The sequence below is a fragment of the Amycolatopsis sp. N2S4-7 genome (assembly GCF_058119595.1).
Genome location: NZ_CP172299.1, coordinates 39,379 through 65,607, shown reverse-complemented (window position 1 = coordinate 65,607; position 26,229 = coordinate 39,379). Strand labels below are relative to the sequence as shown.

Below are 26,229 nucleotides of genomic sequence, written 5' to 3'. Positions count from 1 at the left end.
TCACGAGCGACCGCACCACCAGCAGGGCGATCGCGAGCGCCCCGAGCAGCGCGCCGAGCACCAAAGCCGTGTCACGCAAGGAATCCGCGCGGGCCCGGTCGGCCGCCGACGAGACGTCCGCGGCCAGCTTCGCCGAGACGTCGTCCAAGACGGCGGTCACCCCGGCGGTCTCGGCGGTGATCGACGGGAGGAACGCCGCGAGTGCCGCGTCGCTTCCGGACGCCTGCAAGGCGTCGAGCCGGCTTTCGGCCGACCGGGTGGCGGCGGTGAAGCGCGCGAGCAGGTCGCCCGAGAACTGGTGTTCGGCCTGTTCGCCGAGCACCTCCTGCTCGGCGGCGGTCAGCACGATCGCCGGGCGGAGCGAGGAGTCCGCCGGGCTGGTCTGCGCCGCCCGCACGTAGGTCTCCTCGGTCGCCAGCTCGCCCCGCAGGTGCAGCAGCAGCCGGGTGACCTCGGCGGTTTCGGCGCCGACGCCGTCCGGGACGAGCGCGGGCACGAGGTCGCCGAGGGAGGCGATGATGTCGTTGTAGCCGGCGGCCTTCGTGCGGACGTCGCCGCCGCCGGCCCCGGCCGCCCGGATCCCGGCGAGCTTGCCGAGCGCGGTGTTCAGCGCCCGGCCGGTGTCCGCGGGCAGCGGCGCGAACCCGGTGTCGCGCTGGATCGCGGCCACCTTCGCGTCGACGGCGGCGATCACCGCGTCCGGCGCGCCCGCCGGAACCGCCACCGCGGCGACCATCTCCTGGCCCAGCGACGCGGTCAGGCCGACCGTGTCGCGCAGCACCGGCAGCCGGTCGCGGGCCGCGCTGAGCGTGGTGGCCCGGTCGAGCTCGCCCTGGATCCGGATCTCCGCGAGCGCCACCGCGACCAGGACGGGCAGCAGGAGCACGACGCTGATCTTGGTGCGGACGCTCCAGTGCGCCGGCCACCACGCGGCGTCCGCCGGACGGCGGGGCGTGGACCCTCTTTCGTGCATGGCGGAACCGCTCGATTCCCAGCGCGTGGCTGACTTCGAACTCGGACAGGACGGGAGCACCCCAGGGGCCGATCACCGGCGGAAAGCCTCTCCCTCCCAGCCGGAGAAGACGTGGCGTGATCGAGCCGACCAGCAGAGAACCTCACCTCCGGCGCCCTTGTCAACCCGTTCCCCGGCGTTTCGCCGACGACCGGAATGAATTCTTTCCGGCGCGCCGGAACGGATCACGCATTGTGCCCTGCCGGTCGCAGCTTGTACACCGTACAAAGAATGTTCGCGCAGCTCCGAGGCTTGCGGCAGCGCGGCGCGATGGCGGCAGAATTACCCACAAGTATCGCGGGGAACGAATTCGTGGCGAAGTCGATCACCGCCGGAATGGTTTGTTATTAATTCCCCGTCGCGGCCCCGGCCGGGCCCCGGCGGCGGGGAGGCGGCAGAATCCCCGTGGTGACCGAGGGGAACGACAACACCGGCGGCAAGCGGGTCGGCTGGGTCGAGCTGTACTTCGACCTGGTCTTCGTGTTCGCGGTGGGCCAGGTCGCGCACGGCATCGTCGCGGAGCCGCACTGGGCGCGCGTCGCCGCCGCGCTGGGCCTGTTCGCGACGCTGTGGTGGACGTGGATCGGCTTCGCCGTGCTCTACAACCGCCGCGGTGACGACAGCCGCGCCGTCGACCGGCTGTTCGTGCTCGCCGGCACCGTCCCCTGCGCGATCGCCGCCACCCAGGCGCACCACGTCTTCGACGGGCACCCGGCGGTCTTCGCGGCGGCCATGGCCGGGGTCCGCCTGATCCTGGCGGCCGCCCACCGGTGGCCGGTCCGCGCGGAACTCGACCAGCGCCGGATCAGCGGGGGCTACGCGGTGTCGGCCGTCCTGTTCGGCGTCTCGGCGGTCGTCCCGCAGCCGTGGCTGTCCGCGCTCTGGGCGTTCACGCTGCTGCAGGAGGCGGGGTTCCTGCTGCTCGGCGAACGCCGAGAACGCCGGGAACACCGCCGCGGCGAACGGCGGGAGCGGCCGACGCGGGCGGCCCGGATGCTGGCGCTGTTCGCGCCGCCGCGCGACCCGAACCTCGCGGTCGACACCGCCCACCTCGCCGAACGCTTCGGGCTCTTCATGATCCTGCTGCTCGGCGAGCTGGTGATCACCGTCGGCACCGCGGCCCTCGAACGCCCGGCCGACGACGTCGCCTACTGGCTGGCGATGGTCGGCGGCCTGGTGCTGGCCGGCGCGCTGTGGTGGCTGTACTTCACCTCGGCCGCGGAGAACTACGAGCGCATGCTCGGCCTCTCCGGCGGCAACCCGGCGCTCGCGTATTCGCTGTACGCCGCCGGCCACCTCGTCCCGGCCTTCGCCCTCGTGCTCGTCGCGGCCGGGGTGAACCTGTCGCTGCACGAGTCCCCGCCGCACGCGGCGGCGTGGTTCGTCACGACCGGCCTGGCCCTCTACTTCGCCGGCACCCGGATCTTCGCGGGCGGTTCGCCGCGCTGGTACCACGGCCTCGTCCAGGTCGCGGTCCTCGCCGCCACCGTGAACCTCGCCTTCCTGAACCGGGTGCTCCCCGCGCCCGCGGTGGTCGCGGTGCTCGCGGTCTGGGGCCTCGCCGGCACCGCCGGCGCGTCGGTGGTCCGGCGCCGGGCCGTCGACCGCTTCGGCGACGACCCCCTGGCGTTCCTCCGCGACCGGCACTCGGCGGCCCGCGAACGGCGCTGAAGCCGGCGCCGCCCTCAGCGGGTCGCGCGGCGGTCCATCGGCCCCCACTCGCGGGAGCCCTGCTCGTCCACCAGCCGCCGGGCCTCCTGGAGGACCTCGTCCGCCACCCAGGCCAGCGGCTGCGCGTCCACCACCAGGGGCTCGTTGTCCGGGCCGCGGGCGATCTCGCGGGCCCGCAGGACCCACGGCCGGACCCCCGGGCCGCGCAGGTCGCGCAGGTGCTCGTAGTCGTAGAGGCGGCGGGCCAGCCACAACCGGACCGAGCGGTCGCGCCACCACGGCTCGCGGCGCAGCGAGTTCGCCGACAGCCCCGGCAGGGCGATGCCGGTCAGGCCGTCGCGGCTCGACTCCTTGTCCCCGAGGTCGGTTTCCGGGCCGTGGGACCAGCGGACGTACAGGTCGTCGTCGCCTTCTTCCTCGAAGAGCCGGGCCAGGCCGGCCAAGTCCTTCACCGTGGGCAGCATGATCACGCCTTACCCGGGCGCCTGTTCGTTAAACTAGCTGGTCAGGATCTGCGGCGAGAGCACCTTCAGCATCGCGTTGGTCCACTTCAGCTGCCGGAGCGTCTGCGGGTGGCAGCGGCTCGCCAGGTCCAGCAGCCCGCTGTCCTTCGCGGCCTGCGCGCCCTGGGCGAGCAGCTCCCAGTCCAGCGAAACGCCGGCCGCCCGGCGGTGCAGGCGGCGCAGGTCGGCGAGCAGGAGCAGGCCCGGCTCGGGACGGCGCCCGCTCAGCTCGGCCAGTGCCGTCCGCAGCGGTTCCAGGGGACCGGGGCCCGGGACGTCCTCGTCGAGGTGCAGGCCCAGGTCGCGGCCGGCGCGGGCGACGTCGCGGACGTGCGCGACCGACCAGGCGGCCAGGTCGCGGGCGACGTGGTGGACCTCGTGCTCGGCCCGGTGCCGGTCGGCCGTCTTCAGCAGGTCCCTGGCCAGCGCCTTCTCCGCGCGGTGCAGCTCGCGCAGGACGAGATCGAGCTTCATCGGACGACCTCCTCGTCGACGGCCGCGGGCACCGGCCCGGGCTCCGGGGCCGCCCAGGTGCCGACCTTGCGCAGCGCGGCCGCGGCGGTCTTGAACAGCGGCTGCTTCGACACCGGGTCCCAGTCGGTGAAGGTGAGCTCGTTGGCCGCGCGGTCGCCGTCCTTCGCCGCCACGTGGTCGACGTCCCAGTAGCCGTAGTGGAACGGCAGGAACAGCACGCCGTCGCGGATGCCGCCGAGCCGGACCCGGGCCCGGACGGCGCCGCGGGGCGTCGAGACCTCCGCCAGGTCGCCTTCGGCGAGCCCGGCGGCCGCCGCGTCCCGTTCGGACACCTCCAGCCACACCTCGGGCGCGGCCGCCCGCAGCTCCGGGGCGCGGCCGGTCTTCGTGCGCGTGTGGAAGTGGCAGAGGGTCCGCCCGTTGATGAGGAAGTACGGGTGGTCCTCGTCGGGCCGTTCGTGCGGTTCGACGTATTCGGCGGCCTTGAGCATGGCCTTGCCGTCGGGGTTCATGGCCCGGTACTCCACCGGCTCCATGGGCGCGCCGGTGATCAGGTCGCGGCCGTAGCTCTCGCAGTAATCGGGCTGGGCGAAGAACTTCCCGTCGGTGTAGAGCCGTTCCGTCCCGTCCGGGCGGTCCGGAGTGCACGGCCACTGGACGCCGCTGACCTCGCGCAGCTTCGCGTAGCTCAGCCCGCTGTAGTCGCACGGCCGCCCGGCCGACGCGCGCTTCCACGCCTCGAACGCGGTTTCGGCGTCGTGCCACTGCGGGAACGGTTCGCCGTCGTTGCCCCGGAAGTCCATCCGCCGCGCGTAGTCCAGGAAGATGTCCAGGTCCGCCCGCGCCTGCCCCGGCGGCTCGACCGCCTTCTCCGACAGGTGCACCGTGCGGTCGGCGTTGGTGAAGGTGCCCGTCTTCTCACCCCAGATCGCCGCGGGCAGCACGACGTCCGCGAGCTCGGCGGTCTCGGTGCGGAACGCGTCCTGCACGACGAGGAACAGCCGGCTCTGGTCCAGGACGGACCGGATGCGGTGCAGTTCCGGCAGCGAGACGGCCGGGTTGGTCGCCGACACCCAGAGGAACCGCAGGGTGCCGGTTTCGGCGTAGCGCAGCATCTGCATGAGGTGCGTCGGCGGCCCGTAGTGCGGGATCCTGCCGACGTCGACGTTCCACAGCGAGGCGAGCTCGGCCACGTGGTCGTCGTTCGCCCAGTTGCGGAACCCGGTCAGGTCGCCGTCGGCACCGCATTCGCGGGTGTTCTCGGCGGTGGGCTGGCCGTTCATCTGCAGGACGCCGGCGCCGGGCCTGCCGAGCATGCCGCGCAGCAGCACGAGGTTGTTGACCTGCACGGCGGCCGCGGAAGCCTGGTGGGACTGGTAGAAGCCCTGCAGGACCGTGCACAGCAGCCGCTCCGCCGTGCCGAGCAGCCGGGCGGCTTCGTGGATCCGCCCGGCGTCGAGGCCGCAGATTTCGGCGACGCGCCCGGGCGGGTAGTCCGCGACCGTCGCGGCGAGGTCGTCGTAGCCGACCGTGTGGCGCTCGACGTACTCGCGGTCGACCCAGCCGTGCTCGACGATTTCGTGCAGGAGCCCGTTCATCAGCGCGAGGTTGGTCCCGGGCAGGGGCGCGAGGTGCAGCGTCGCCGCCCGGGCGACCGGGGTGTCGCGCGGGTCGACGCAGAGCAGCGACGGCGGGTTCGGGCCGTCGAGCCGGTCGAGGACGCGCGACCACAGCACGGCCTGCGTCTCGGCCATGTTGTGGCCGAAGAGGGCGAGGACGTCGGCGTGGTCGACGTCCGCGTAGGACGACGGCTGGCCGTCGCAGCCGAACGACTCCTTGAGGGCGGCGGCCGCGGTGGCCGTGCAGAGCCGGGTGTTGCCGTCGAGGTGGTTCGTGCCGACGCCGCCGCGCGCGATCGCGGCGAGCGTGTAGTACTCCTCGGCGAACAGCTGGCCGCTCGTGGAGAAGCCGAGCGCGCCGGGTCCCTGCTCGTCGAGCAGTTCCCTGGTGCGCCGGACGACCAGGTCCATCGCCTCGTCCCAGCTCGCTTCGGTGAGCTCCCCGTGCCTGCGCACCAGCGGGGTGGTCAGCCGGTCCGGTGAGGAGTTCGCCTGCCAGGCGAAGAGGTCCTTCGGGTCGAGGCGCCCGCGGTTGACGCGGTCGTCGGCGCGGCCGCGGACCCCGGCGATCCGGCCGTCCTTGACCGCGATGTCGAGCCCGTCGCCGTTGGAGTGCAGCACGGCGGCGCTGCGGACCCAGCGGTCGACGTCCCCGGGGCTCAGGCCGTCGGCGAGCCGGCTGTCGACCCGCGCCGGCCACGGCTCCCCCGGTCCGTAAGGCGTCCTCGTCCCCCACGGTTCGGTGATCCCGTCGCGCTGTCCCACCGCAGACCTCCGGGTGCCCGGCTGCGCCCCGGATACCCGGGCCGGGGACCATCAAACCGGCATTAATTTGCGTCGCGCAAAAGTGACGGAAAATCCGTTTCGTGCGCTTTGACGGCTCCGGCGAACCGCGTGAACGCCGCGATCGCCGCAGCACGGGCGGCCGGGTCGAGTGCGCGCAGCACGCTCGCCAGCACCTTCCGCCGATCGTGGTCGACCCGCTCCACCAGCTGCCGCCCCGCCGCCGTCGGGGCGAGCAGCGTCTCCCGCCGGTTGAGCGGGTTGGCCGCCTTTTCCAGCAGGTTCAGGGTCACCAGCCGATCACACGCCCGGGTGACCGACGACGGGTTCAGCGCCAGCTCGCGGGCCACCTTGCCCATGTCACCGGGGTCCGGTCGACCACCACCCGCAACGCGCGGAACTGGGTGAGCGTCAGCTGTTCGGTGTTCCGCCCCACGGTCGAGTCCGCGATCGTCACCATGGCCCGTAGCACGGCCATGGCGGCGTCGGTCCCGTCTTGCGTCGACCACGTTTGCGTCACGCAAGCATGATAAGCCGAAAAGCGGGTAAGCGGGAACGTGGGCGCGCGGAAGAGCCGCCGTCACCGCACGGCGAAAGGAGTTCTCATGGCTCAGACAGTCGGCGACTACCTGCTCCAGCGCTTGCGCGAGTGGGGCGTCGAACAGGTCTTCGCCTACCCGGGCGACGGGATCAACGGACTGGTCGCCGCGTTCGGCAAGGCGGACAACCAGCCGCGCTTCGTGCAGGCCCGGCACGAGGAGATGGCCGCGTTCGCCGCGGTCGGCTACGCGAAGTTCAGCGGCAAGGTCGGCGTTTGCATGGCCACCTCCGGCCCGGGCGCGATCCACCTGCTCAACGGCCTCTACGATGCGAAACTCGACCACGTCCCGGTGGTGGCGATCGTCGGGCAGACCGCGCGCAGCGCCATGGGCGGCAGCTACCAGCAGGAGATCGACCTGCAGGCGCTCTACAAGGACGTCGCGAGCGAATACCTCGTCGAGGTGAACGTCGCCGAGCAGCTGCCGAACGCGCTCGACCGGGCGATCCGCACGGCGCAGTCGTCGCGCTGCCCGACCGCGCTGATCATCCCCGCGGACCTGCAGGAGGAGGAGTACTCCCCGCCGCAGCACGCGTTCAAGCAGGTGCCGTCCAGCCCGCCGGGCACCTCGTGGTCGGCCCCGGTCCCGCACGAACGCGACCTCGACGCGGCCGCCGAGGTGCTCAACGCCGGGGAGAAGGTCGCCGTCCTGGTCGGGCAGGGCGCGCGCGGCGCGGCCGAGGAAGTCCGGCAGCTCGCGGAGGTCACCGGCGCCGGTGTCGCGAAAGCCCTGCTGGGCAAGGATGTCCTGTCCGACGAGCTGCCGTACGTGACCGGCGCGATCGGGTTGCTCGGCACCCGGCCGAGCTACGAGCTCATGCGTGACTGCGACACCCTGCTGATCGTCGGCTCGAACTTCCCGTACAGCCAGTTCCTGCCGGACTTCGGCCAGGCCCGCGCGGTGCAGATCGACCTCGACGGCCGGATCATCGGGATGCGCTACCCGACCGAGGTCAACCTCGTCGGCGACAGCGCGGCGACCCTGCGCGCGCTGCTGCCCCGGCTGACCGCCAAACCGGACCGGAAGTGGCGCGAAACGATCGAGAAGAACGTCGCCTCCTGGTGGGACACCGTCGAGCAGGAAGCCGCGGTGGACGCCGACCCGGTGAACCCGATGGCCATCGTGTCCGAGCTGTCGAAGCGGATCCCGGAGAACGCCATCGTGACGGCGGACTCCGGCTCCTCCACCAACTGGTACGCCCGCAACCTCCGCATCCGCGGTGACATCCGCGGGTCGCTGTCGGGCACCCTGGCCACCATGGGCCCCGGCGTCCCGTACGCCATCGGCGCCAAGTTCGCCCACCCCGACCGGCCGGTGATCGCCCTCGTCGGCGACGGCGCCATGCAGATGAACGGCCTCGCCGAGCTGATCACCATCGCCCGCTACCAGAGCTTGTGGAGCGACCCGACGTGCGTGATCTGCGTGTTCCACAACAACGACCTGAACCAGGTCACCTGGGAGCTGCGCGCGATGGGCGGGGCCCCGAAGTTCGAGGAGTCCCAGAGCCTGCCGGACGTCGACTACGCCGGGTTCGCGCTCTCCCTCGGGTTGACGGCCGTCACCGTCGACAAGCCCGACCAGCTCGCTGCGGCGTGGGACACCGCGCTCGGCGCGGGCAAACCGGCGCTGCTGGACATCCGCTGCGACCCCGAGGTGCCGCCGATCCCGCCGCACGCCACCTTCGAGCAGGTGAAGTCGGCGACCGAGGCCGTCCTCAAGGGTGACCCCGACGCGTTCCACCTCGTCGTGCAGGGGGTCAAGACGAAGCTGCAGGAGTTCCTGCCCGGGAAGAACCACTGATGACCGCGATCGAGCGGGTCGGCGCCCGGGCCTACCGGGTGCCGGCTCCGGCGCCCGAGGCCGACGGCACCCTGGCCTGGGACGCCACCACGATCGTCGTCGTGCACGCCGAGGCCGGCGGGATCCGGGGGCTGGGCTGGACGTACGCCGACGCGGCCTGCGTGCCGCTGATCGAGGGGGTGCTCGCGGGCGCCGTCCGCGGCCGCCCGGTGCTCGACGTCCCCGCCTGCTGGGCGGCCATGCAGCACGCCGTCCGCAACCTCGGGCGTCCCGGCCTGGTCTCGTGCGCGCTGTCCGCCGTCGACATCGCCCTGTGGGACGCCGCCGCGCGCTCGCTCGGGCTGCCCGTCAGCAGGCTCCTGGGCCGGGTGCACGACGAGGTCGCCGTGTACGGCAGCGGCGGCTTCACCACGCTGACCGACGGTGAGCTGGCCGCGCAGCTGAACCACTGGGTGCACCGGCAGCGCATCCCGCGCGTGAAGATCAAGATCGGCGAGTCGGCGGGCCGCCGCGTGGCCCGTGACCTGGACCGGGTCGCCCTGACGCGGGACAAGGTCGGCGACGACGAGGTCGCCGTGTACGGCAGCGGCGGCTTCACCACGCTGACCGACGGTGAGCTGGCCGCGCAGCTGGACCACTGGGTGCACCGGCAGCGCATCCCGCGCGTGAAGATCAAGATCGGCGAGTCGGCGGGCCGCCGCGTGGCCCGTGACCTGGACCGGGTCGCCCTGACGCGGGACAAGGTCGGCGACGACGTCGAGGTCTACGTCGAGGTCTACGTCGACGCCAACGGCGCCTACTCGCCCGGCCAGGCCCGCCGCGTCGCCGAGCGGCTCCTGGAGTGGGACGTCACGTGGTTCGAGGAACCCGTCTCGAGCGACGACCTGCCCGGGCTCGCGGCCACGCGGTTCCCCGGCGGCCCGGACATCGCCGCCGGGGAGTACGGCTACGACCTGCCGTACTTCGCGCGGATGGTCCCGGTCGTCGACTGCCTCCAGGTCGACGTCACCCGCTGCGGCGGCTTCACCGAGTGGCGCCGGGCCGCCGCGCTCGCGGCCGCGGCCAACCGGGACGTCTCGGCGCACTGCGCGCCGAACCTCTCCGCGCACGCCGCCGTGGCGACCCCGAACTTCCGGCACATCGAGTGGTTCGCCGACCACGACCGGATCGAACGCCGGTTCTTCGACGGCTGCCTCGACCCCGCGGGCGGCACCGTGACCCCGTCGATGGCCGTGCCCGGCCACGGCCTGACCTTCCGCGCCGACGCCGCGGCCGGACACGCGCTCTGAAAGGAGGATCCGCGATGGGACCCGTCCAGCTGCCCGACCCCGTGGTGCGCCGCGCGGACCACGAAGACCTCGACGTCGACGCCCTCGCCGCGGCGCTGCGCGAGCGGGTCGGCGGCGAAGTCCGCTTCGACCGCGGGACGCGCGCGGCGTACTCGACCGACGCGTCCAACTTCCGGCAGGTCCCGATCGGCGTCGTCCTGCCGCGCACGCCCGACGACGCCGTGGCGGCGATCGCCGTCGCGCGGGAGTTCGGGGCGCCGGTCCTCTCCCGCGGCGGCGGCACCAGCCTCGCCGGCCAGTGCACCAACACCGCCGTCGTGCTCGACTTCTCCAAGTACTGCACGGAACTCGAGTCCGTCGACGAGGCGGCCCGCACCTGCGTGGTGCAGCCGGGGATCGTGCTCGACGAGCTGAACCGGCAGCTGGCGCCCACCGGCCTGCGGTTCGGGCCGGAACCCGCGACGCACATGAACTGCACGCTCGGCGGCATGATCGGCAACAACTCCTGCGGCGCCACGGCCCAGCGGACCGGCAAGGTCGTCGACAACATCGCGCGCCTCGAAGTGCTCACCTACGACGGCACCCGCTTCTGGTGCGGCGAAACGACCGACGAGGAGTACGCCGGGATCGAACGCCACGGCGACCCGCGCTCGGCGATCTACCGGCAGCTGCGGCGGTTGCGCGACGAGTACGCCGGGGAGATCCGCCGCCGGTACCCGGACATCCCGCGGCGGGTGTCCGGGTACAACCTCGACTCGCTGCTGCCGGAGCACGGCTTCGACGTCGCCGGGCTGCTCGTCGGCAGCGAGTCCACTTTGGTCACCGTGCTGCGGGCCGAGCTGGAACTGGTGCCGGTGCTGCCCGAGCGGACGCTCGTGGTCCTCGGCTACCCGGACATCGCGAAGGCCGCCGACGCGGTGCCCGCCATCCTGCCGCACGAGCCGGTCGCCCTCGAAGGCGTCGACCGCAAGCTGATCCGCGACCAGCGGATCAAGCACATGAACCCGCAGGCCCTGCAGGAGATGCCGGAAGGCCGCGCGTTCCTCATGGTCCAGTTCGCCGCGTCGACGCACGACGAGGCGGAGCGCCAGGCCCACAAGATGCTCGAAGCCCTCCACGACACCGAGCACGAAGCCGACCTCGAGTTCCTCGACAACCCCGCCCGCGAGGAGGAGCTCTGGCAGGTCCGCGAAGCCGGGCTCGGCGCGACCGCGCACGTGCCCGGCAAGGCCGACACGTTCGAAGGCTGGGAAGACTCCGCGGTCGCCCCCGAGCGGCTCGGCGAATACCTGCGGAAGCTCACCGCGCTGTACGAAGAATTCGGCTACGCCGGCGACACCGGCCCGAGCCTGTACGGCCACTTCGGACAGGGGTGCGTGCACACCCGGATCCCGTTCGACCTCTACAGCGCCGACGGCGTCGCCACCTACCGCCGGTTCATGGAGCGCGCCGCCGACCTCGTCGCCGGGCTGGGCGGCTCGTTCTCCGGCGAACACGGCGACGGCCAGTCCCGCGGCGAACTGCTGCCGAAGATGTTCGGCGACGAGCTGGTGACCGCGTTCGGCAGGCTGAAGGCGGTCTTCGACCCCGGGAACCGGATGAACCCCGGCAAGGTCGTCGCCCCGTACCGGCTCGACGAAAACCTGCGCCTCGGCGGCGACTGGGCGCCCGCCGACCCGCAGCACCTGCACTTCCGGTTCCCGGACGACGGCGGCTCGTTCGCCCAAGCCGCCAACCGCTGCGTCGGCGTCGGCCGGTGCCGGCGGCACACCACGAGCGGCGGCGAGGTCATGTGCCCGTCGTACCAGGTGACGGGCGAGGAGGAGCACTCCACGCGCGGGCGCGCCCGGCTGCTGTTCGAGATGCTCGACGGCCACGGCGACGGCCCCGTCTCCGACGGCTGGCGGTCGGACGAGGTGCGCGAGGCCCTGGATCTTTGCCTGGCGTGCAAGGGCTGCAAGACCGACTGCCCGGCCAATGTGGACATGGCGACCTACAAGGCGGAGTTCCTCAGCCACCACTACGATGGCCGCCCGTGGCGGCGGCCGCGGTCCGACTTCACCATGGGCTGGCTGCCCGCGTTCGCCCAGGTCGTCGGCCGGCTGCGGGCCGGACGGCTCGTCAACGCCCTCACGCACGCGCCCGGACTGGCCCGGGCGGCCACCCTCGCGGCGGGGGTCGAAAACCGCGAAATCCCGCTGTTCGCCGGGGAAACGCTGCAGCAGTGGTTCGCGCGGCGCGGGCCGTCCGGCACCGGGGCCCGCGGCACGGTGCTGCTGTGGCCGGACACGTTCACCAGCTCCTTCCACCCGCACGTCGGGCAGGCCGCGGTGCGGCTCATCGAGGACGCCGGGTGGCGGGTGAGCCTGCCCTCGGCTCCGCTGTGCTGCGCGCTCACCTGGATCTCCACCGGGCAGCTGGGCACCGCCAAGCACATCCTGGCCCGCACGGTCCGGGAGCTCGCCCCGCACCTGCGCGACGGCGGGCTCGTCGTCGGGCTGGAACCCAGCTGCACCGCGGTGTTCCGCTCCGACGCGGCCGAGCTGTTCCCCGGCGACCAGGACGTCCGGCGGCTGCGCGCGCAGACCGTGACGCTGGCCGAGCTGCTCACCGAGCACTCCCCCGGCTACCGGCCGCCGCGGCTCGACGCGAAGGCGATCGCCCAGGTGCACTGCCACCAGCACGCGGTGATGGGCTGGGACGCCGACTCCCGGCTGCTGAAGGCGGCCGGAGTCGACGCCGAGCACCTCGACTCCGGGTGCTGCGGCCTGGCCGGGAACTTCGGCTTCGAACGGGGGCACCTCGAGGTGTCGGAGGCGTGCGCCGAGCGGGTGCTGCTCCCCCGTGTCCGGGCGGCCTCGCCGGAGACGACGGTCCTGGCCGACGGCTTCAGCTGCCGCACCCAGCTGCACCAGCTGGACAGCGGCGGACGGGAGGGCGTCCACCTGGCCGAGCTGCTGGCGAGGGGACTCGACAGCCCGCCCGAGGCCCCGCGACGGAGGCGGATGGCGGCACTCGCGGCCGCCGCCGTGACGATCGCGGCCGGCGTCGTGGCGGCCCGGCGGCGGAGGTCCCGGTGACGCGCCGGGTCGCGGCCGCGCGAGCCGTGTGGGGCAGCGGGATCCTGATCGCTTCACGATCCCTCCCCGTCCCGCGGAAAGTCGCACTGGCGCTGGGATCCCGGCACCTCGCCCAGGCCGTCGCGACCCTGCGGCGGCCGGACGGGTTCGTCGCGCGCTGGGGCTGGACGGCCGACGTCGCGCACGGCGTCAGCATGCTCGGCCTGGCGGCCGTTTCCCGCCGGTGGCGGGCGGCCGCACTGGTGAACGCGGTGGTCGCGGCCGCCTGGGCTCGCGCGGCCCGGGACCGGCCGGCCCACCCCCGAGAACGGAGGCAATCATGACCGGACAGGACACCCAGGTCGTCGTCGTGACCGGCGCGAGCGGTGGGATCGGCCGCGCGGTCGCCCGGGCTTTCGGTGCCCGGCGAGCCCGCGTCGCCCTGCTGGCCCGCGGGGAAGCGGGCCTCGACGCCGCGGCCGGGGACGTCACCCGCGGTGGCGGGACCGCACTGGCGATCCCCACCGACGTCGCCGACTTCGGCCAGGTCGAAGCCGCGGCCGAACGCGCCGAAAAGGAGCTCGGCCCCATCGACGTGTGGGTGAACGTCGCGTTCACGTCGGTGTTCGCGCCGTTCAGCGAAATCGAACCGGACGAGTTCCGCCGCGTCACCGAGGTCAGCTACCTCGGGTACGTGCACGGCACGATGGCCGCCCTGCGGCGGATGAAACCGCGCGACCGCGGCACGATCGTGCAGGTCGGGTCCGCGCTCGCCTACCGCGGGATCCCGCTGCAGAGCGCCTATTGCGGCGCGAAGCACGCCATCCAGGGCTTCAACGAGGCCCTGCGCTGCGAGCTGCTGCACGACGGCAGCCACGTCCGCACCACGATGGTGCAGATGCCGGCCGTCAACACGCCGCAGTTCTCGTGGGTCCGGTCCAAGCTGCCTCAGCACGCCCAGCCGGTGCCACCGATCTACCAGCCGGAGGTCGCCGCGCGCGCCGTGCTGCACGCCGCCGACCACCCGCGGCGGCGCGAGTACTGGGTGGGCGGCAGCACGGTCGGCACGCTCGTCGCGAACGCCGTCGCCCCGGGCGTGCTCGACCGCTACCTCGCCAAGACCGGCTACCGGTCCCAGCAGACGGGCGCGGCCAAGCCCGCCGACCAGCCGGAGAACCTGTGGCAACCCGCCGACCGCGCGCGGGACTTCGGCGCCCACGGCGAGTTCGACGGCAAGGCGACCCCGCGCAGTTTCCAGCTGTGGGCGAGCCGGCACCACGGCGTCCTCGCCGCCGGCGGGAGCGCGCTCGCCGCGACGGCGCTGGCGGTGTGGCGCCGGGCCCGGTCATGACCCGCTTCCCGCCGCACGTCCTGCGCGAGTACGCGGTGCTGGCCGACGGCGAACGCGGCGCGCTGTGCGGCCCGCGCGGGGACATCGCCTGGCTCTGCGCGCCTGGCTGGGCCGACAGCGCGGTGCTGTCGTCGCTGATCGGCGGCACCGGCTGCTACGCGATCAGCCCGGTCGGCACCTGCGTCTGGGGCGGCTACTACGAACCCGGCAGCCTGATCTGGCGCAACCGCTGGGTGACGACCGAAACCGTGGTCGAATGCCGCGAAGCCCTGGCCTTCCCCGGGGATCCGCACCGGGTCGTCCTGCTGCGCCGGATCGAAGCGGTCGAGCGCGAGGTCCGGCTGCGGGTCCGGCTCGACCTGGCGAGCGGCTTCGGCCGCCGGTCGTTGCGCGAGCTGCGCCGGGACGAAGACGGGACGTGGACGGGCCGCACCGGCGACCTGCGCGTCCGGTGGACCGGTGCCGGGGACGCGGTGGCCGGCGAGGACGGGCTGGAGTTCGAGCTGACCGTGCCGGCCGGCGGGCGGCACGACCTCGTCCTCGAGCTCGGTGACGGGCGCTTGCCGGACCCGGTGGCCGCCGAGCACCTGTGGCAGGCCACCGAACACGCCTGGCACACCGCCGTCCCCGAGCTCGGCGAAAGCGTCGCGCCCCGGGACGCGCGTCACGCCTACGCCGTCCTGCGCGGCCTGACCACCGGGGAGGGCGGCATGGTCGCCGCGCCCACCCTGGGCCTGCCGGAGCGTTCGGAAGCCGGCCGCAACTACGACTACCGGTACGTGTGGCTGCGCGACCAGTGCTACGCCGGGCTGGCCGTGTCCGTCCACGACGCCCACCCGCTGCTCGACGACGCGCTCCGGTTCACCACCGCCCGCGTCCTCGACCACGGCGACCGGCTCCTGCCCGCCTACCGGACCGACGGCACCCCGCCACCCGGCGAAACGACGGTCGACCTGCCCGGCTACCCCGGCGGGACCGACGTCGTCGGCAACCGCGTCACCCGGCAGTTCCAGCTGGACGCCCTCGGCGAGCTGCTGCAGCTGTACGCGGCCGCGGCGCGCCACGGCCGCTTCGGCGGCGACGTCGAGCGCGCCGCCGACGTCGTCGTCCGACTGATCACCGAACGCTGGGACCGCCCGGAAGCCGGCATCTGGGAACTCGAGGACGAGTGGTGGACCCACTCGCGCCTCGCCTGCGTCGCGGGCCTGCGCGAGCTGGCCCGCCGGATCCCCGCCCACCGCGGGGCGGAGCTGTCGGGCCTGGCCGACAAGCTGCTCGCCGAAACCACGGCCCGCTGCCTGGACCGGCGCGGCGCCTGGCAGCGCGGCCCGGCCCACCCCGGGACGGACGCGGCCCTGCTGCTCCCGCCGGTGCGCGGCGCCCTGCCCGCGGACGACCCGCGCACCCGCGCGACGCTCGACGCGGTCCGCGGCGACCTCACCGAGGACGGCTTCGTCTACCGCTTCGCCCCCGACGACCGGCCGCTCGGCGAGGCCGAAGGCGCGTTCCTGCTGTGCGGTTTCACCATGGCCCTCGCCTGCCGGCACCAGGGCGACCTGACCGAGGCGTTCCGCTGGTTCGAGCGCAACCGCGCGGCCTGCGGCTCGCCCGGGTTGTTCGCCGAGGAGTACGACGTCCGGCAGCGGCAGCTGCGCGGGAACCTCCCGCAGGCCTTCGTCCACGCCATGCTGCTGGAGTCGGCGCAGCGCCTGACCAGCGCACCGGACCCGCCGTCCGGCGGGTGACCCGAGGGGCCACCCGATCCGGTGACGCGATCCCGCATACTGGAGGTGTCCCGGCCGGAAGAGGAGGCCACTTGAGCGCGACCGCCGACGTCCACCCGGCCGATCCCTTCGTGCACCCCGCCCTGTTCTACCGCGGCGATGCCGAGTACCTGGCCGGCACCGTGCCGTTCGTGTGGGGCGCGCTGGCCGCGGACGAGCCGGTCGCGGTCGCGGTCCCGGGACCCAACCTGGCGCTGCTGAAGCGGGAGCTCGGCGCGGACGCCGCCCGCGTCCGCCTGCTGGACATGACCGAAGCCGGGCGCAACCCCGGCCGGATCATCCCCGGGGTGCTGCGGGCCTTCGCCGACGCCCACCCCGACGGGCCGGTGCGGATCATCGGCGAGCCGATCTGGGCCGCGCGGTCGGACGTCGAGTACCCGGCGTGCGCGCAGCACGAGGCCCTGATCAACCTGGCCTTCGCCGGCCGGGACGTGACGATCCTGTGCCCCTACGACGTCGAGACGCTCGCCCCGGACGTGCTCGCCGACGCCGAAGCCACGCACCCCGTGCTGATCGACGGCACCGGACGGCGCACCAGCACCGCCTACGACCCCGACGACGTCGTCGCCCGGTACAACCGGCCGCTGACCGCGCCGGAGGGCGTCTTCGAGCTGGCGGACACCACCGACCTCGCCGCGGCCCGGGCACTCGGCCACGTCCGCGCGGCCCGTGCCGGGCTGACCGCCGACCAGGTCGCCGACGTCGAGGTCGTCGTCACCGAACTGCTCTCCAACAGCGTCGAACACGGCAGCGGGTCCGGCACCCTCCGGCTGTGGACCGAAGACGGCGAGTTCGTCTGCGAGGTCCACGACGAGGGCAAGCTCACCGACCCGCTCGCCGGCCGGCACCCCGCGACCCCCGTCCAGCCGCGCGGGCGCGGGCTCCTGCTCGTCAACCACCTCGCCGACCTCGTGCGCCTGCACACGAGCGATCAGGGCACGACGATCCGGGCGTACTTCCGCACCTGAGCCCGCCGGGCCACGAGACCGCCCACCACGGCCCCGATCGCGACGCCGCCGTAGACGTCGGTCGGCCAGTGCACGCGCGTCCGGATCCGGCTGTAGCACGCGGCGGCCGCCAGCGGCGCGATCACGGCACCCGCGTCCGGGGCGGTGAGCGCGACGGCGACCGCGAACGCCGCGGCCGTCGTGGCGTGCGTCGAGGGGAACGACGAAGACGACGGGTGCTCGCCCAGGGCCTGGTGGGCCGGCAGGTTGTCCGCCGGCGGCCGACGGCGGCGGACGAGCGCCTTGACAGCGTGGCCCAGCGCCATCGCGGTCGCGCCGGCCACGAGTCCGCGGCCCGCGGCCCGGCGCCAGCGACCCCGGCGGCAGGCCAGGACCCCGGCCATGCCGGCCCAGAGCAAGCCGCCGCGCGCGGCCTCGCTGACGGCGGTGATCGGCCACGCCGGACGGGTGACGGGCAGGTCGTTGTCGTCCAGTCCCTCGTCCTCACGAAAGGGTGGTTCGCTCGGCATGGCCTCCAATTGCCCTGGCGGGGACCGGTTCAACCACAACGGTCGTCCATCGTGGAGTGTGCGATCCCGGGGTTTGTCCGTCCACCGAACGGGTATCCCACGGCCGTGATTGCGCCGCCTCTCCGCGTGCTGGCCGCACTCGCCGCGGTGGCGGCCCTGGTGGCGGGGTGCGGCGCGGATCCGCGGGCCGACACCGTGCACGCCGGCCGGGAGATCCGGGGCCAGCTCGAACTCCTGCGGCTCGTGGTGACCGCCGACCGCGCCGCCGTGCCCCCGGTGCCCAGCCTGACGGTCACCGTCCGCGACGCCGCCGACGAGCTCGGTTCCGCGGGCAAGGACGTCGGCGAGCTGACCGACGAGCGCGCCCGCGCGGCGCTGGCCTCGATCACCGACCGCGCGGTCGGCCTCGCCCACCAGCTCGACGACGGCCTCGGCGACGGCACCGACGACGGGCTCGACCGCATCGACGCCGAGCTGCGGGGGCTGATCGCCGAACTCGCCCGCTGGGGCGTGCCGGCATGAGCAAGCGCCTCCTCGCCGTCACCCTCGGCATCCTCACCGCGGTCGGCGGTTTCGTCGACATCGGCGACCTCGTCGAAAGCGGTGTCGTCGGCGCCCGCTACGGGATGGCGATGCTCTGGGTGACCGTGCTGGGGGTGCTCGGCATCTGCGTCTACGCCGACATGTCCGGGCGGGTCGTCGCGGTGTCCGGGCGCCCGGTGTTCGACCTGATCCGCGAACGCCTCGGCCCGCGCGTGGCCCTGGTCAACCTCGCCGGGTCGTTCCTGATCACGCTGCTGACCGTGTGCGCCGAAATCGGCGGCGTCGCGATCGTCATCGAGCTCGCCTCCGGCGTCGACCGGCTGGTCTGGGTCCTGCCGATCGGCGTGCTCGTCTGGCTGGTGGTCTGGCGGGTCGGCTTCGAGAAGATGGAAACCGGCTTCGGCCTCGGCGGCCTCGCCATCGGGGTGTTCGCCGTCGCGGTGTTCTTCCTGCACCCCGACTGGTCGTCGCTCGGCGCCCAGGTCGCCGGGTTCGCCCCGCCCGCCGACGAGGCGCTGCCGACCTACGCCTACCACGCGGTCGCGTTGTTCGCGTCGGCGATGACGCCGTACGAGGTCTTCTTCTTCACCTCCGGCGGCGTCGAAGAGGGCTGGACGGTCAAGGACCTGCCCGTGCAGCGCGCCAACGTGCTGCTCGGGTTCCCCCTCGGCGGCTTGCTCGCCCTCGCTGTGATGGCCTGCGCCGCGGTGGTGCTGTTCCCGGCCGGGGTCGACGTCAGCCAGGTCAGCCAGATCGTGCTGCCGGTGACGCTCGCTCTGGGGACCGCGGGCCTGGTGATCGTCCTGATCGGCATCTTCGCGGCCACCTTCGGCGCGGCACTGGAAACCGGGCTGTCGTCGGGGTACATGCTGGCGCAGTACTTCGGCTGGGACTGGGGCAAGCGCCGCGCACCGCGCGACGCCGCCCGGTTCCACGTCACCGTCGCCGCCGGCCTGCTGATCGCCGTGCTCGTGGTGCAGACCGGGCTCGATCCGGTCGGCCTGACCGAGATCTCGCTGATCTTCTCCGCGGTGGCGCTGCCGCTGACCTACCTGCCGGTGCTCATCGTGGCCAACGACCGCGAATACCTCGGCAAGCACGCCAACGGCCACTTCAGCAACATCGTCGGCGTCGGCATGCTCGTCGTCATCGCCGTCGCGGCCCTGGTGGCGATTCCCCTGATGATCTTCACCGGGGCGGGCCGATGAACCCCCTCACCGACCACGGCCCCGTCGACCTGGGCGACGCCCTGCTCGACCGGCAGATCACCGGCGAGGACGGCACGGTCGTCGGCAAGGTCGACGACCTCGAGCTCCGCGCCGAGGGCGGCACGTACGTCGTCGATGCGCTGCTCGTCGGCCCGGAAGCGCTCGCCGACCGGCTCGACGGCCCGGTCGGGAAGCTGCTGCGGCGGCTCGGCCGCGGGTTCCGCGCCGAGGCGCCGCAACGGATCCCGGTGAACGCGGTCCGCCGGATCGAGCCGACGATCGTCGTGACGTCCGCCGTCGCCCACGCCACGAACAGCCCGTCCGAAGACTGGCTGCGGCGCCGGATCGTCGACCGGATCCCGGGAGCCGGCCGTGCGAGCCGGTGAGCTGATCGGCCGCCCGGTCCGCGACGCGGCGGGCCGGGACGTCGGCGCGATCCGGGAGATCCGGGCCGAGGCGACGCCACGCGGCGACGGCCTGCCCGAGCTCGTGGTGCGCGGGGTGATCGTCGGCCGCACCCGGGTCCGGCTCTTCGGCTACCAGCGCCACGACCAGCGCGGCCCGGTGCCGCTCGTCGCGCTCATCCGGTGGCTGCACCGGCACAGCCGGTACGTCGCCTGGGAAGACGTCGACCTCTCGGGCCCCGAAGTCCGGCTGCGGCGGCCGTTCGCCGAGCTGGCCCCGCTCACCGAACCCTGACGCCTCAGGGCAGGCCGGCGAGATCGGCCAGCAGCGTCAGGTGGTGCTCGAAGTACTCCGCGCGGGCCTGGATCATGTCGTCGAGGCGGTGGAAGACCTCGAAGTTGACCTGGCCGAACAGGTGCGTCCACGCGAACAGCACGCGGTCGAGGCGCGCCTCCGGGAGGTCGCCGCCCTGCTCGTCGATCAGGCGCCGCAGGTCGGGGCGGATCGGCCCGGGCACCGGCGGGAGTTCGCCAGGGGCCTCCCCCGCGATGGCGGCGAGCAGCAGGATCACCCGCGACGCCGGGGCCACGGTTTCCTGCGGCGCGGCGTAGCCCGGGACGGGATTTCCGTAGAGCAGACCGTATTCGGCCGGGTGCGCGAGCGCCCAGGACCGCACCGCGCGGCCGACGGCGAGCCACCGGCCGCGCAGGTCGTCCCGCGGGACGGCGGCCTCGGCTTCGGCGGCGGCGGCTCCCAGTCCGTCGTAGGCGTCGATGATCAACGCCGTCAGCAGGGCGTCGCGGCTCGGGAAGTAGCGGTACAGCGACGATGCCCGTCGCCGGCGGGGGTCCGGCTGATCGCCGCGGACGCCACCGACGCCGCGACCCTGGTGCGGCACACCGAAGGCGCGGTCGCGCTGTACAGCTGCGCCGGGCCCGCGTACCACCGCTGGATCACCGGCTGGCCGCCGCTCGGCACGGCGCTCCTGCGGGCGGCCGAGGCCAGCGGCGCCGTGCTCGCCACGACCGGCAACCTCTACGCGTACGGCGCCGTCGACGGCCCGATGACCGAGCGGCTGCCGCTGCGGCCCAACTCGGCGAAGGGCGAGGTGCGGGCCAAGCTGTGGGCCGACGCGCTGGCCGCCCACGAAGCCGGCCGCCTCCGCACGACCGAGGTGCGCGGGTCCGACTACCTCGGCGCGGGCACGCTTTCGGCGTTCACGGCTCTGGTGCTGCCGAAGGTGCTCGCGGGCAAGCGAGCGTCGGCCCCGGCCGACCCGGACGCCCCGCACAGCTGGACCCACGTCGGCGACGTCGCCCGCACGCTGGTCGCGGCCGCGGCCGACGAGCGCGCCTGGGGCCGGCCGTGGCACGTGCCGACGGCACCGCCGATGTCCCTCCGCCGCCTCGCCGAGCGCGCCGCCGAACTGGCCGGGGCCCCGGCGGCCCGCGCCACGTCGATGCCCGGGTTCGTCCTGCGCCTCGCCGGTCTGGTCAACCCGATGGCGCGGGAGATGGTGGAGATGCAGTACCAGCTGCGCAAGCCGTTCATCCTCGACTCATCGGCAGCGACGGCGACGTTCGGCATCGAGCCGACATCGACCGACGACGCGTTGCGGGAGACGATCGAAGGCCTGCGCGAACCAGCCCGCTCCTGACCGGCGGCGGTCACAGGTCCGATGCGCGCCGGAAGGCCCGGCGCAGCATCGAGGTGACGATCACGCCGAGCACCCAGCCGGCGGCGAACCCCACGGTCAACGGCCACGGCGGAGGCCTCAGCCACCAGCGATAGCCGGCCGCCAGCCCGGCGGCGACGATGGCCAGCAGGCCGACCCCCTCGAACGCCAGCCGGGTGGGGTGCACGAAGTTCCATCCGGTGACGCTGAACCAGCCGCGCGATGTGGGAGCAGCGAGCGCCTCGGACCGCCAAGCCTCCCACCGGATGAGCCCGGCCAGCCGCTCGGCGAGCGATTCACGCAGATAACGGCGGATCAGCTTGATGTGGAAGTCGTGCAGGAGGTACCGGCTGCCGAGCAGATAAGAAGAAACCGGGATCAGCAGCAGCAGGGCAAGGTTCGACGTGGCCGAGATGGCGATGCTGGCGATCGCGCCCGCGGAAGCCAGTTGCAGGGCGAAGACGTTCCACTGGGCGGCCGCGCGCCGCTCGACCTCGGCGCGCAGCGCCGCGTACTCGGCCACCATGACCTGGGTACCGAGCGCCGGGTCCGGGCCGGTGTCGCCATCGGGTTCCTGCATGCCACCAATGTCCCACGACGGCAGAGGCGCAGCCTCCACGCGGCAAGCCAAGCGGCTGACCGAGGGTGGAGAATGGCACGGCTGGACCCGGCGGCCAGGCGGATCAAGCCGGACGCCGCCGAGCTGCGGTCCCGGTGCGGCGGTACCGGGTACGCCGGAATCCCGGGCAGGACAGCAGGGTTCTGCGGCAGCCGGAAGCGGGCCGCACCCACTGAGCACGGCCCCGGAAGGCGGCCCTCAGCTCTGGCTGGGGATCTCCGTCGCGCGTTCCCAGCCGGAGGGGAGGCGGCTGACGTTCAGCGCGTGGTCGAGGCCGCTGGCCGCCAGGGCCCGGCGCACCACCCGGTTGTCGCCGGTGACGATGCGCAGGGTGGCGTTCTCCCGCGCGGTCCGGGCCTGGATGCCGCCGAGGGCGGCGAGGCCGGCCGAGTCGAGGAAGTCGACCTCGGACAGGTCGAGCACCAGGACCGGGAACCTGCGGTGCGCCCACGTGCTCAGCGCCGAGCGGAGCTGGGCGGCGCTGTCGGCGTCGAGGGCGCCGCGGATCCGGACCATCACCGCGCCGAAGTACGGGCGGATGACCTGGATGTCGAACGCAGTGCGCCGCGCGGGCGCCGACGGCGCTATCGAAATCGCCGTCGCGGGGGGCTGGACGACTAACATCTTCACACGCCTTCATTCGCAGATGACGTGACGAACGGGCCTCACCCGGCCCGCTCGAACGCCGGCAAAGTCGGAGGGGCGGCTGTTGCTGCTGAACCGCACTTCGCAGCGTAGTCCTTGATCCGAACGGCGCAACCCCGCCAACGGCCGAACCCGCCGCGCCCGCACGCGACCCGCACGCGCCCTTCCCAAACCACCCATCCGGGTGAACCACCGCCGAAATTCGTGACGGAGAACCGAAGAACCGGGAGGAACCGGAGCCGCCGGAAACCCGGCGGCTCCGGTCACCCGTCCTAGCCGGCGGAGTCGGCGAAGATGTCCGACGCGCCGCTGGTGGCCAGCGGCCGGGAGACGCCGAAGTAGGCGTTCAGCGCCGGGCCGGTTCCCGCGAGCCCGGAGTAGTCGCCGAGGAAGTAGCCGCCGGCGTCCGGGGCGGTGGTGAAGTCGAACGGGCCGGCGGTGAGCCTGGTCTGCCCGTTGACGGCCCAGTTCGCCGGATTGCCGCAGTCGCTCGTGGCGGCGTGGCAGTGGGCGATGAACGCGTCGGTGAGCCCGGGCTGCGCCGGGGTCGCGTTCTGCAGGTCGTAGTAGCTCAGCCCGATCGTGCCGTCGGCGGCGACGTGGATCTGCGGCACGAACGCGGGCGTGTCCCCCGGCGCCTGGTCGACCCGGATCGTGTCGCTCCACGTCAGGCCGCCGTCGGCGGACTGCGCGAAGGCGATCTTCGACGCGCCGGTCGCGCTGAACCGGGCGTCCTGCCAGACCGCGTACACGAAGCCGTTGACCGGGTTGGCGGCGAACTCGGGCAGCTCGTCGCTGGAGCGGACCGGGTGGCCGGCGATCGCGACCGTGGCGACCTGCTGGGTGTCGATGCCGATCGCGCGGGACCAGGTGGTCCCGCCGTCGGTGGACCGGACGACCGCGGCGGTCGAGGTGGACGAGCCGCGGCAGTGCTGACCGCCGTGGGTGAACGGGCACGCGCCGCCCTTGTTGGTGATCAGGTCGAAGCCGTCGATGAGCACGCCCCGGCCCGGGCCGGTCACCGGCACGACGATCTGGTTGCCGATCGTCTGGTCGTTCTGCCCGGGATCGAAGATGATCCGGCCGGTGCTCCAGGTGCGCCCCTGGTCGGTGGTGCGGGAGAAGTAGCTGGGGCCGCGGTAGGTGAAGGCGTGCGTGTACGCGCTGGGGTTGGCGTGGCTCTGCGGCGCGACCAGCTGGTCCCACACCGCGTAGGCGTTGCCGGCGAGCAGCGGGTCGGCGGTCACCGATTCCTTGTCGTTGAGCACCTGCGTCGAGGTGTCCAGGCGGGCGGTCACCGGCGTCTCCCAGTGGTCGCCGCCGTCCAGCGAGCGGCTGATCAGGATCGCGCTCGCCCCGCCGAACGCGGGGCCGTTGGCGTTGAACGAGTCGGCGATCGAGTACACGACCCGGCCGTCGGCGGAGAAGCTGACCCACGGGTCGGTGGTCCGGTGGAAGTACCCGGGCGAGCCGGGCGTCGCGCCGGCGCAGATGCTGAACGCCGGTTGCGTGGCGGCCGGCGTCCAGGTCGCCCCGCCGTCCCGGGACACGACGTTGGTGAGGCCGTTGGACCCGCCGTCGTTCCACCGGTCCTGCTGCGCCGAGCCGACGAGGTGACGCGGATCCGCCGGGTCGGCGGCGACGTAGGGCTCGACCTCCGTCGCGGGGTAGTTGACGCTGCCGAGGGCCTCGTGCTGGGCGACCAGCGCGGCACAGGCGGCCCCGGCGCCCAGCGGGTGGTCGGGCACCCGCACCGGAACCCCGGCGGCGAAGGTGGTGGCGATGGCGGCTCCCGCGCCGGCGAGCAGGGCGAACACGGCGGCGCCGGGCGGCAACGTCCGGCGGGCGAACCGCCGGGAAATCTTCGGGTGCACGGTTGACCTCTTTTCCGACACGCCTGGCAGGCCGTGCGAAAAGGACACGGCCTTTTCCGAGGGCATTGGTGAGTCGAAGGCCGGTTCGCGGCCGTTACGCGGAACCGGCCGGACGGGCGAAATGTCCGCTCCGCGTCGAAAAAACTCGTCTGTCCACAGTGGAGTTGATTAACGCACGGCCAAAAACCCGGCCGGGAAAAACCGCCCCTATGACCGGGCCGGCGGTTCCCCTCGGACGGTCCGCGCGGCGGCGGCCCGGTGCCCCTTGACAGCGGCGGGCTTCCCCCGCATCCTGCATCTCAGGGTGCCTTATATCAGCAACCCTGAGATACACTTCGCTCAGTGAGGAGTCGACCGATGACCGCAGTCGAGGAGCGGCCGGGCACCCGGCCACGCCCGGACGTCGAGCCGGGACAGCTGTTCATCGGCGGCCGGTGGGCCGGACCCGTGGGCGGTGCGCGCTTCGACGCCGTCGACCCGGCCACCGGGAAGACCCTCACCTCCCTCGCCCGCGCGTCGGCCGCCGACGTGGACGCCGCGGTGGGCGCGGCCCGCGCGGCGTCCGGCGGCTGGGCCGCGACGCCGGGGCGGGAGCGGGCGCGGGTCCTGCACCGGGTCGCGGACCTCGTGCGGGCGCGCGCGGACGAGATCGTCGCCCTCGAGAGCGCCGACGTCGGCAAGCCGGTTTCGCTCTGCCGGGCGGTCGACGTCGAGACCGTCGCCGAGCAGTACGAGTACTACTCGGCCCTCGCGCAGGGCGTGGACGGCGCGACGCGGCAGATCCCGATCCCGTCGCACGCCTACACCCGCCGCGAACCGCTCGGGGTGGTCGCCGCGATCACGCCGTTCAACTTCCCGCTGATCCTCTCGACGTCGAAGATCGCGCCCGCGCTCGCCGCCGGGAACACCGTGGTGCACAAGCCGGCCGAGGACACCTCCCTCAGCGCGCTGCTGATGGCGCGGATCCTCGCCGAAGCCGGCGTCCCCGACGGCGTGCTCAACGTCGTCACCGGCTTCGGCTCGGAGATCGGCGACCACCTGCTGGCCCACCCCGGCGTCGACAAGATCGCGTTCACCGGGTCCACCGCGGTCGGCAGGCACGCGGCGGCCGTGGCCGGGGAGAAGCTCAAGCCGATCACCCTCGAACTGGGCGGCAACGCCGCGCACCTCGTGTTCGAGGACGCGGACGTCGAGCAGGCCGTCGCCGCGGCGATCAAGGCGTTCGTGTTCAACACCGGCCAGTTCTGCATGGGCGGGCCCCGGCTGCTCGTCGCCGACGCGCTGTACGACACGGTCCTGGCCGCGCTCGCCGAAGCCGTGCCGCACGTGCCGGTCGGCGACCCGTTCGACCCCGCGACGGTGGTCGGCCCGATGGCGGGCGAGCGGCACCGCGCGAAGGTCGAGCAGTACGTCGAGCTCGCCCGCGCCGACGGCGGCCGGATCGTCGCCGGTGGCGGGCGACCGGACATCGACGGCGGGTTCTTCTTCCAGCCGACGGTGATCGCGGACCTGCCGGACACCTCCCGGGTGATCCAGGAGGAGATCTTCGGTCCCGTGCTGACCGTCCAGCGCTTCCGCGGCGAGGACGAAGCGGTCGCCCTCGCCAACGGCACGCCCTACGGGCTCGCGGCCGGGCTGCAGACCACGGACCTCGCCCGCGCCCACCGCGTCGCCGCGCGGCTGCAGGCCGGGATCGTCTGGGTGAACGACTGGGCGATGCTCGACCCCGCGATCCCCTTCGGCGGTGTCAAGGACTCCGGTTTCGGCCGCGAATACGGCCCCGAATCCCTCGACTCCTACACCCGGACCAAGTCCGTCGTCATCTCCCTCGCCTGAGCC

23 protein-coding genes and 1 pseudogene are annotated in these 26,229 nt (G+C 73.4%); 14 read left to right on the top strand and 10 right to left on the bottom strand.

Features of this window, described 5'->3' with window-relative positions:
* The first annotated feature begins 1,420 nt into the window (after window positions 1-1,420).
* Window positions 1,421-2,683: a low temperature requirement protein A gene (locus tag ACH54P_RS00330; RefSeq protein WP_489910259.1), complete on the top strand. Its 1,263-nt coding sequence runs from the start codon at window positions 1,421-1,423 to the stop codon at window positions 2,681-2,683.
* A 14-nt stretch (window positions 2,684-2,697) separates the two neighbouring features.
* On the opposite strand, the gene ACH54P_RS00325 is transcribed toward ACH54P_RS00330, so the two are convergent.
* The 5 genes from ACH54P_RS00325 to ACH54P_RS00305 all read right to left on the bottom strand — a co-directional run bounded on the left by ACH54P_RS00325 (window position 2,698) and on the right by ACH54P_RS00305 (window position 6,582).
* Window positions 2,698-3,147, bottom strand: a complete 450-nt coding sequence (locus tag ACH54P_RS00325; protein WP_489910258.1) for a DUF6098 family protein — start codon at window positions 3,145-3,147, stop codon at window positions 2,698-2,700.
* A 33-nt stretch (window positions 3,148-3,180) separates the two neighbouring features.
* Entirely contained in the window at window positions 3,181-3,660 is a 480-nt protein-coding gene (locus ACH54P_RS00320) for a hypothetical protein (protein ID WP_489910257.1), read from the bottom strand.
* Complete coding sequence (locus ACH54P_RS00315) at window positions 3,657-6,044, bottom strand: molybdopterin oxidoreductase family protein (protein ID WP_489910256.1); 2,388 nt, start codon at window positions 6,042-6,044, stop codon at window positions 3,657-3,659. Before ACH54P_RS00315 ends, ACH54P_RS00320 begins: the two co-directional genes overlap by 4 nt.
* Before the next feature lie 62 nt (window positions 6,045-6,106).
* Window positions 6,107-6,421: a MarR family winged helix-turn-helix transcriptional regulator gene (locus tag ACH54P_RS00310; RefSeq protein WP_489910255.1), complete on the bottom strand. Its 315-nt coding sequence runs from the start codon at window positions 6,419-6,421 to the stop codon at window positions 6,107-6,109.
* On the bottom strand, window positions 6,391-6,582 hold the full coding sequence (locus tag ACH54P_RS00305) for a hypothetical protein (RefSeq protein ID WP_489910254.1): 192 nt from the start codon (window positions 6,580-6,582) through the stop codon (window positions 6,391-6,393). The genes ACH54P_RS00310 and ACH54P_RS00305 overlap by 31 nt, the downstream gene beginning before the upstream one ends.
* An 85-nt stretch (window positions 6,583-6,667) precedes the next feature.
* Between ACH54P_RS00305 and ACH54P_RS00300 the strand changes: the two genes are divergently transcribed.
* The 7 genes from ACH54P_RS00300 to ACH54P_RS00270 all read left to right on the top strand — a co-directional run bounded on the left by ACH54P_RS00300 (window position 6,668) and on the right by ACH54P_RS00270 (window position 16,912).
* Window positions 6,668-8,461, top strand: coding sequence for a thiamine pyrophosphate-requiring protein (locus tag ACH54P_RS00300; protein ID WP_489910253.1), 1,794 nt, complete (start codon window positions 6,668-6,670; stop codon window positions 8,459-8,461).
* On the top strand, window positions 8,461-9,750 hold the full coding sequence (locus ACH54P_RS00295) for an enolase C-terminal domain-like protein (RefSeq protein ID WP_489910252.1): 1,290 nt from the start codon (window positions 8,461-8,463) through the stop codon (window positions 9,748-9,750). The genes ACH54P_RS00300 and ACH54P_RS00295 overlap by 1 nt, the downstream gene beginning before the upstream one ends.
* Before the next feature lie 14 nt (window positions 9,751-9,764).
* Window positions 9,765-12,830, top strand: a complete 3,066-nt coding sequence (locus ACH54P_RS00290; protein ID WP_489910251.1) for an FAD-binding and (Fe-S)-binding domain-containing protein — start codon at window positions 9,765-9,767, stop codon at window positions 12,828-12,830.
* Window positions 12,827-13,153 (top strand): hypothetical protein, encoded by a 327-nt coding sequence (locus ACH54P_RS00285; protein WP_489910250.1) that lies wholly within the window; start codon window positions 12,827-12,829, stop codon window positions 13,151-13,153. Before ACH54P_RS00290 ends, ACH54P_RS00285 begins: the two co-directional genes overlap by 4 nt.
* A complete protein-coding gene (locus ACH54P_RS00280; RefSeq protein ID WP_489910249.1) occupies window positions 13,150-14,160 on the top strand; it encodes an SDR family oxidoreductase in 1,011 nt (336 codons plus the stop codon). Before ACH54P_RS00285 ends, ACH54P_RS00280 begins: the two co-directional genes overlap by 4 nt.
* Complete coding sequence (locus tag ACH54P_RS00275) at window positions 14,157-15,905, top strand: glycoside hydrolase family 15 protein (RefSeq protein ID WP_489910248.1); 1,749 nt, start codon at window positions 14,157-14,159, stop codon at window positions 15,903-15,905. Before ACH54P_RS00280 ends, ACH54P_RS00275 begins: the two co-directional genes overlap by 4 nt.
* Before the next feature lie 71 nt (window positions 15,906-15,976).
* Window positions 15,977-16,912 carry an anti-sigma factor RsbA family regulatory protein gene (locus ACH54P_RS00270; RefSeq protein ID WP_489910247.1) on the top strand — a complete coding sequence of 312 codons (936 nt, stop codon included), beginning with the start codon at window positions 15,977-15,979 and terminating at the stop codon, window positions 16,910-16,912.
* Here ACH54P_RS00270 and ACH54P_RS00265 read toward each other — a convergent pair.
* Window positions 16,876-17,421, bottom strand: a complete 546-nt coding sequence (locus ACH54P_RS00265; protein WP_489910246.1) for a phosphatase PAP2 family protein — start codon at window positions 17,419-17,421, stop codon at window positions 16,876-16,878. The two genes, ACH54P_RS00270 and ACH54P_RS00265, sit on opposite strands and share 37 nt — an antisense overlap.
* A 105-nt stretch (window positions 17,422-17,526) precedes the next feature.
* Here ACH54P_RS00265 and ACH54P_RS00260 point away from each other — a divergent pair, with 105 nt between their 5' ends.
* Genes ACH54P_RS00260 through ACH54P_RS00245 form a run of 4 tightly spaced genes read left to right on the top strand, consistent with a single transcriptional unit; the run spans window position 17,527 to window position 19,871 of the window.
* Window positions 17,527-17,943: a hypothetical protein gene (locus ACH54P_RS00260; RefSeq protein WP_489910245.1), complete on the top strand. Its 417-nt coding sequence runs from the start codon at window positions 17,527-17,529 to the stop codon at window positions 17,941-17,943.
* Window positions 17,940-19,172 carry an NRAMP family divalent metal transporter gene (locus tag ACH54P_RS00255; protein ID WP_489910244.1) on the top strand — a complete coding sequence of 411 codons (1,233 nt, stop codon included), beginning with the start codon at window positions 17,940-17,942 and terminating at the stop codon, window positions 19,170-19,172. The genes ACH54P_RS00260 and ACH54P_RS00255 overlap by 4 nt, the downstream gene beginning before the upstream one ends.
* Window positions 19,169-19,558 carry a PRC-barrel domain-containing protein gene (locus ACH54P_RS00250; RefSeq protein ID WP_489910243.1) on the top strand — a complete coding sequence of 130 codons (390 nt, stop codon included), beginning with the start codon at window positions 19,169-19,171 and terminating at the stop codon, window positions 19,556-19,558. The genes ACH54P_RS00255 and ACH54P_RS00250 overlap by 4 nt, the downstream gene beginning before the upstream one ends.
* Window positions 19,545-19,871, top strand: coding sequence for a hypothetical protein (locus ACH54P_RS00245; RefSeq protein WP_489910242.1), 327 nt, complete (start codon window positions 19,545-19,547; stop codon window positions 19,869-19,871). Before ACH54P_RS00250 ends, ACH54P_RS00245 begins: the two co-directional genes overlap by 14 nt.
* Window positions 19,872-19,875: 4 nt before the next feature.
* On the opposite strand, the gene ACH54P_RS00240 is transcribed toward ACH54P_RS00245, so the two are convergent.
* Window positions 19,876-20,475: a TetR-like C-terminal domain-containing protein gene (locus ACH54P_RS00240; protein WP_489910241.1), complete on the bottom strand. Its 600-nt coding sequence runs from the start codon at window positions 20,473-20,475 to the stop codon at window positions 19,876-19,878.
* On the opposite strand from ACH54P_RS00240, the pseudogene ACH54P_RS00235 reads away from it, so the two are divergent.
* Window positions 20,398-21,234 (top strand): annotated as a pseudogene (locus tag ACH54P_RS00235) (NAD-dependent epimerase/dehydratase family protein); the annotation flags it as partial. The gene ACH54P_RS00240 and the pseudogene ACH54P_RS00235 sit on opposite strands and share 78 nt — an antisense overlap.
* 10 nt (window positions 21,235-21,244) lie before the next feature.
* Here ACH54P_RS00235 and ACH54P_RS00230 read toward each other — a convergent pair.
* From ACH54P_RS00230 to ACH54P_RS00220, 3 genes are all read right to left on the bottom strand, one after another.
* Entirely contained in the window at window positions 21,245-21,832 is a 588-nt protein-coding gene (locus ACH54P_RS00230; protein WP_489910240.1) for a hypothetical protein, read from the bottom strand.
* Window positions 21,833-22,069: 237 nt separating this feature from the next.
* Window positions 22,070-22,495, bottom strand: coding sequence for an STAS domain-containing protein (locus tag ACH54P_RS00225; RefSeq protein WP_489917067.1), 426 nt, complete (start codon window positions 22,493-22,495; stop codon window positions 22,070-22,072).
* Between the two features lie 293 nt (window positions 22,496-22,788).
* On the bottom strand, window positions 22,789-24,390 hold the full coding sequence (locus ACH54P_RS00220) for a sialidase family protein (protein ID WP_489910239.1): 1,602 nt from the start codon (window positions 24,388-24,390) through the stop codon (window positions 22,789-22,791).
* 357 nt (window positions 24,391-24,747) lie between these two features.
* On the opposite strand from ACH54P_RS00220, the gene ACH54P_RS00215 reads away from it, so the two are divergent.
* Window positions 24,748-26,226: an aldehyde dehydrogenase family protein gene (locus tag ACH54P_RS00215; protein WP_489910238.1), complete on the top strand. Its 1,479-nt coding sequence runs from the start codon at window positions 24,748-24,750 to the stop codon at window positions 26,224-26,226.
* The last annotated feature ends 3 nt before the right edge of the window (window positions 26,227-26,229 follow it).

Excerpts from the sequence above, each read along its gene's own strand:
- ACH54P_RS00215 (WP_489910238.1), top strand. The coding sequence starts at position 24,748 with ATGACCGCAGTCGAGGAGCGGCCGGGCACCCGGCCACGCCCGGACGTC.
- ACH54P_RS00295 (WP_489910252.1), top strand. The coding sequence starts at position 8,461 with ATGACCGCGATCGAGCGGGTCGGCGCCCGGGCCTACCGGGTGCCGGCT.
- ACH54P_RS00275 (WP_489910248.1), top strand. The coding sequence starts at position 14,157 with ATGACCCGCTTCCCGCCGCACGTCCTGCGCGAGTACGCGGTGCTGGCC.
- ACH54P_RS00325 (WP_489910258.1), bottom strand. The coding sequence starts at position 3,147 with ATGCTGCCCACGGTGAAGGACTTGGCCGGCCTGGCCCGGCTCTTCGAG.
- ACH54P_RS00230 (WP_489910240.1), bottom strand. The coding sequence starts at position 21,832 with ATGCAGGAACCCGATGGCGACACCGGCCCGGACCCGGCGCTCGGTACC.
- ACH54P_RS00300 (WP_489910253.1), top strand. The coding sequence starts at position 6,668 with ATGGCTCAGACAGTCGGCGACTACCTGCTCCAGCGCTTGCGCGAGTGG.
- ACH54P_RS00225 (WP_489917067.1), bottom strand. The coding sequence starts at position 22,495 with ATGTTAGTCGTCCAGCCCCCCGCGACGGCGATTTCGATAGCGCCGTCG.
- ACH54P_RS00255 (WP_489910244.1), top strand. The coding sequence starts at position 17,940 with ATGAGCAAGCGCCTCCTCGCCGTCACCCTCGGCATCCTCACCGCGGTC.
- ACH54P_RS00290 (WP_489910251.1), top strand. The coding sequence starts at position 9,765 with ATGGGACCCGTCCAGCTGCCCGACCCCGTGGTGCGCCGCGCGGACCAC.
- ACH54P_RS00320 (WP_489910257.1), bottom strand. The coding sequence starts at position 3,660 with ATGAAGCTCGATCTCGTCCTGCGCGAGCTGCACCGCGCGGAGAAGGCG.
- ACH54P_RS00280 (WP_489910249.1), top strand. The coding sequence starts at position 13,150 with ATGACCGGACAGGACACCCAGGTCGTCGTCGTGACCGGCGCGAGCGGT.
- ACH54P_RS00250 (WP_489910243.1), top strand. The coding sequence starts at position 19,169 with ATGAACCCCCTCACCGACCACGGCCCCGTCGACCTGGGCGACGCCCTG.
- ACH54P_RS00310 (WP_489910255.1), bottom strand. The coding sequence starts at position 6,421 with ATGGGCAAGGTGGCCCGCGAGCTGGCGCTGAACCCGTCGTCGGTCACC.
- ACH54P_RS00265 (WP_489910246.1), bottom strand. The coding sequence starts at position 17,421 with ATGCCGAGCGAACCACCCTTTCGTGAGGACGAGGGACTGGACGACAAC.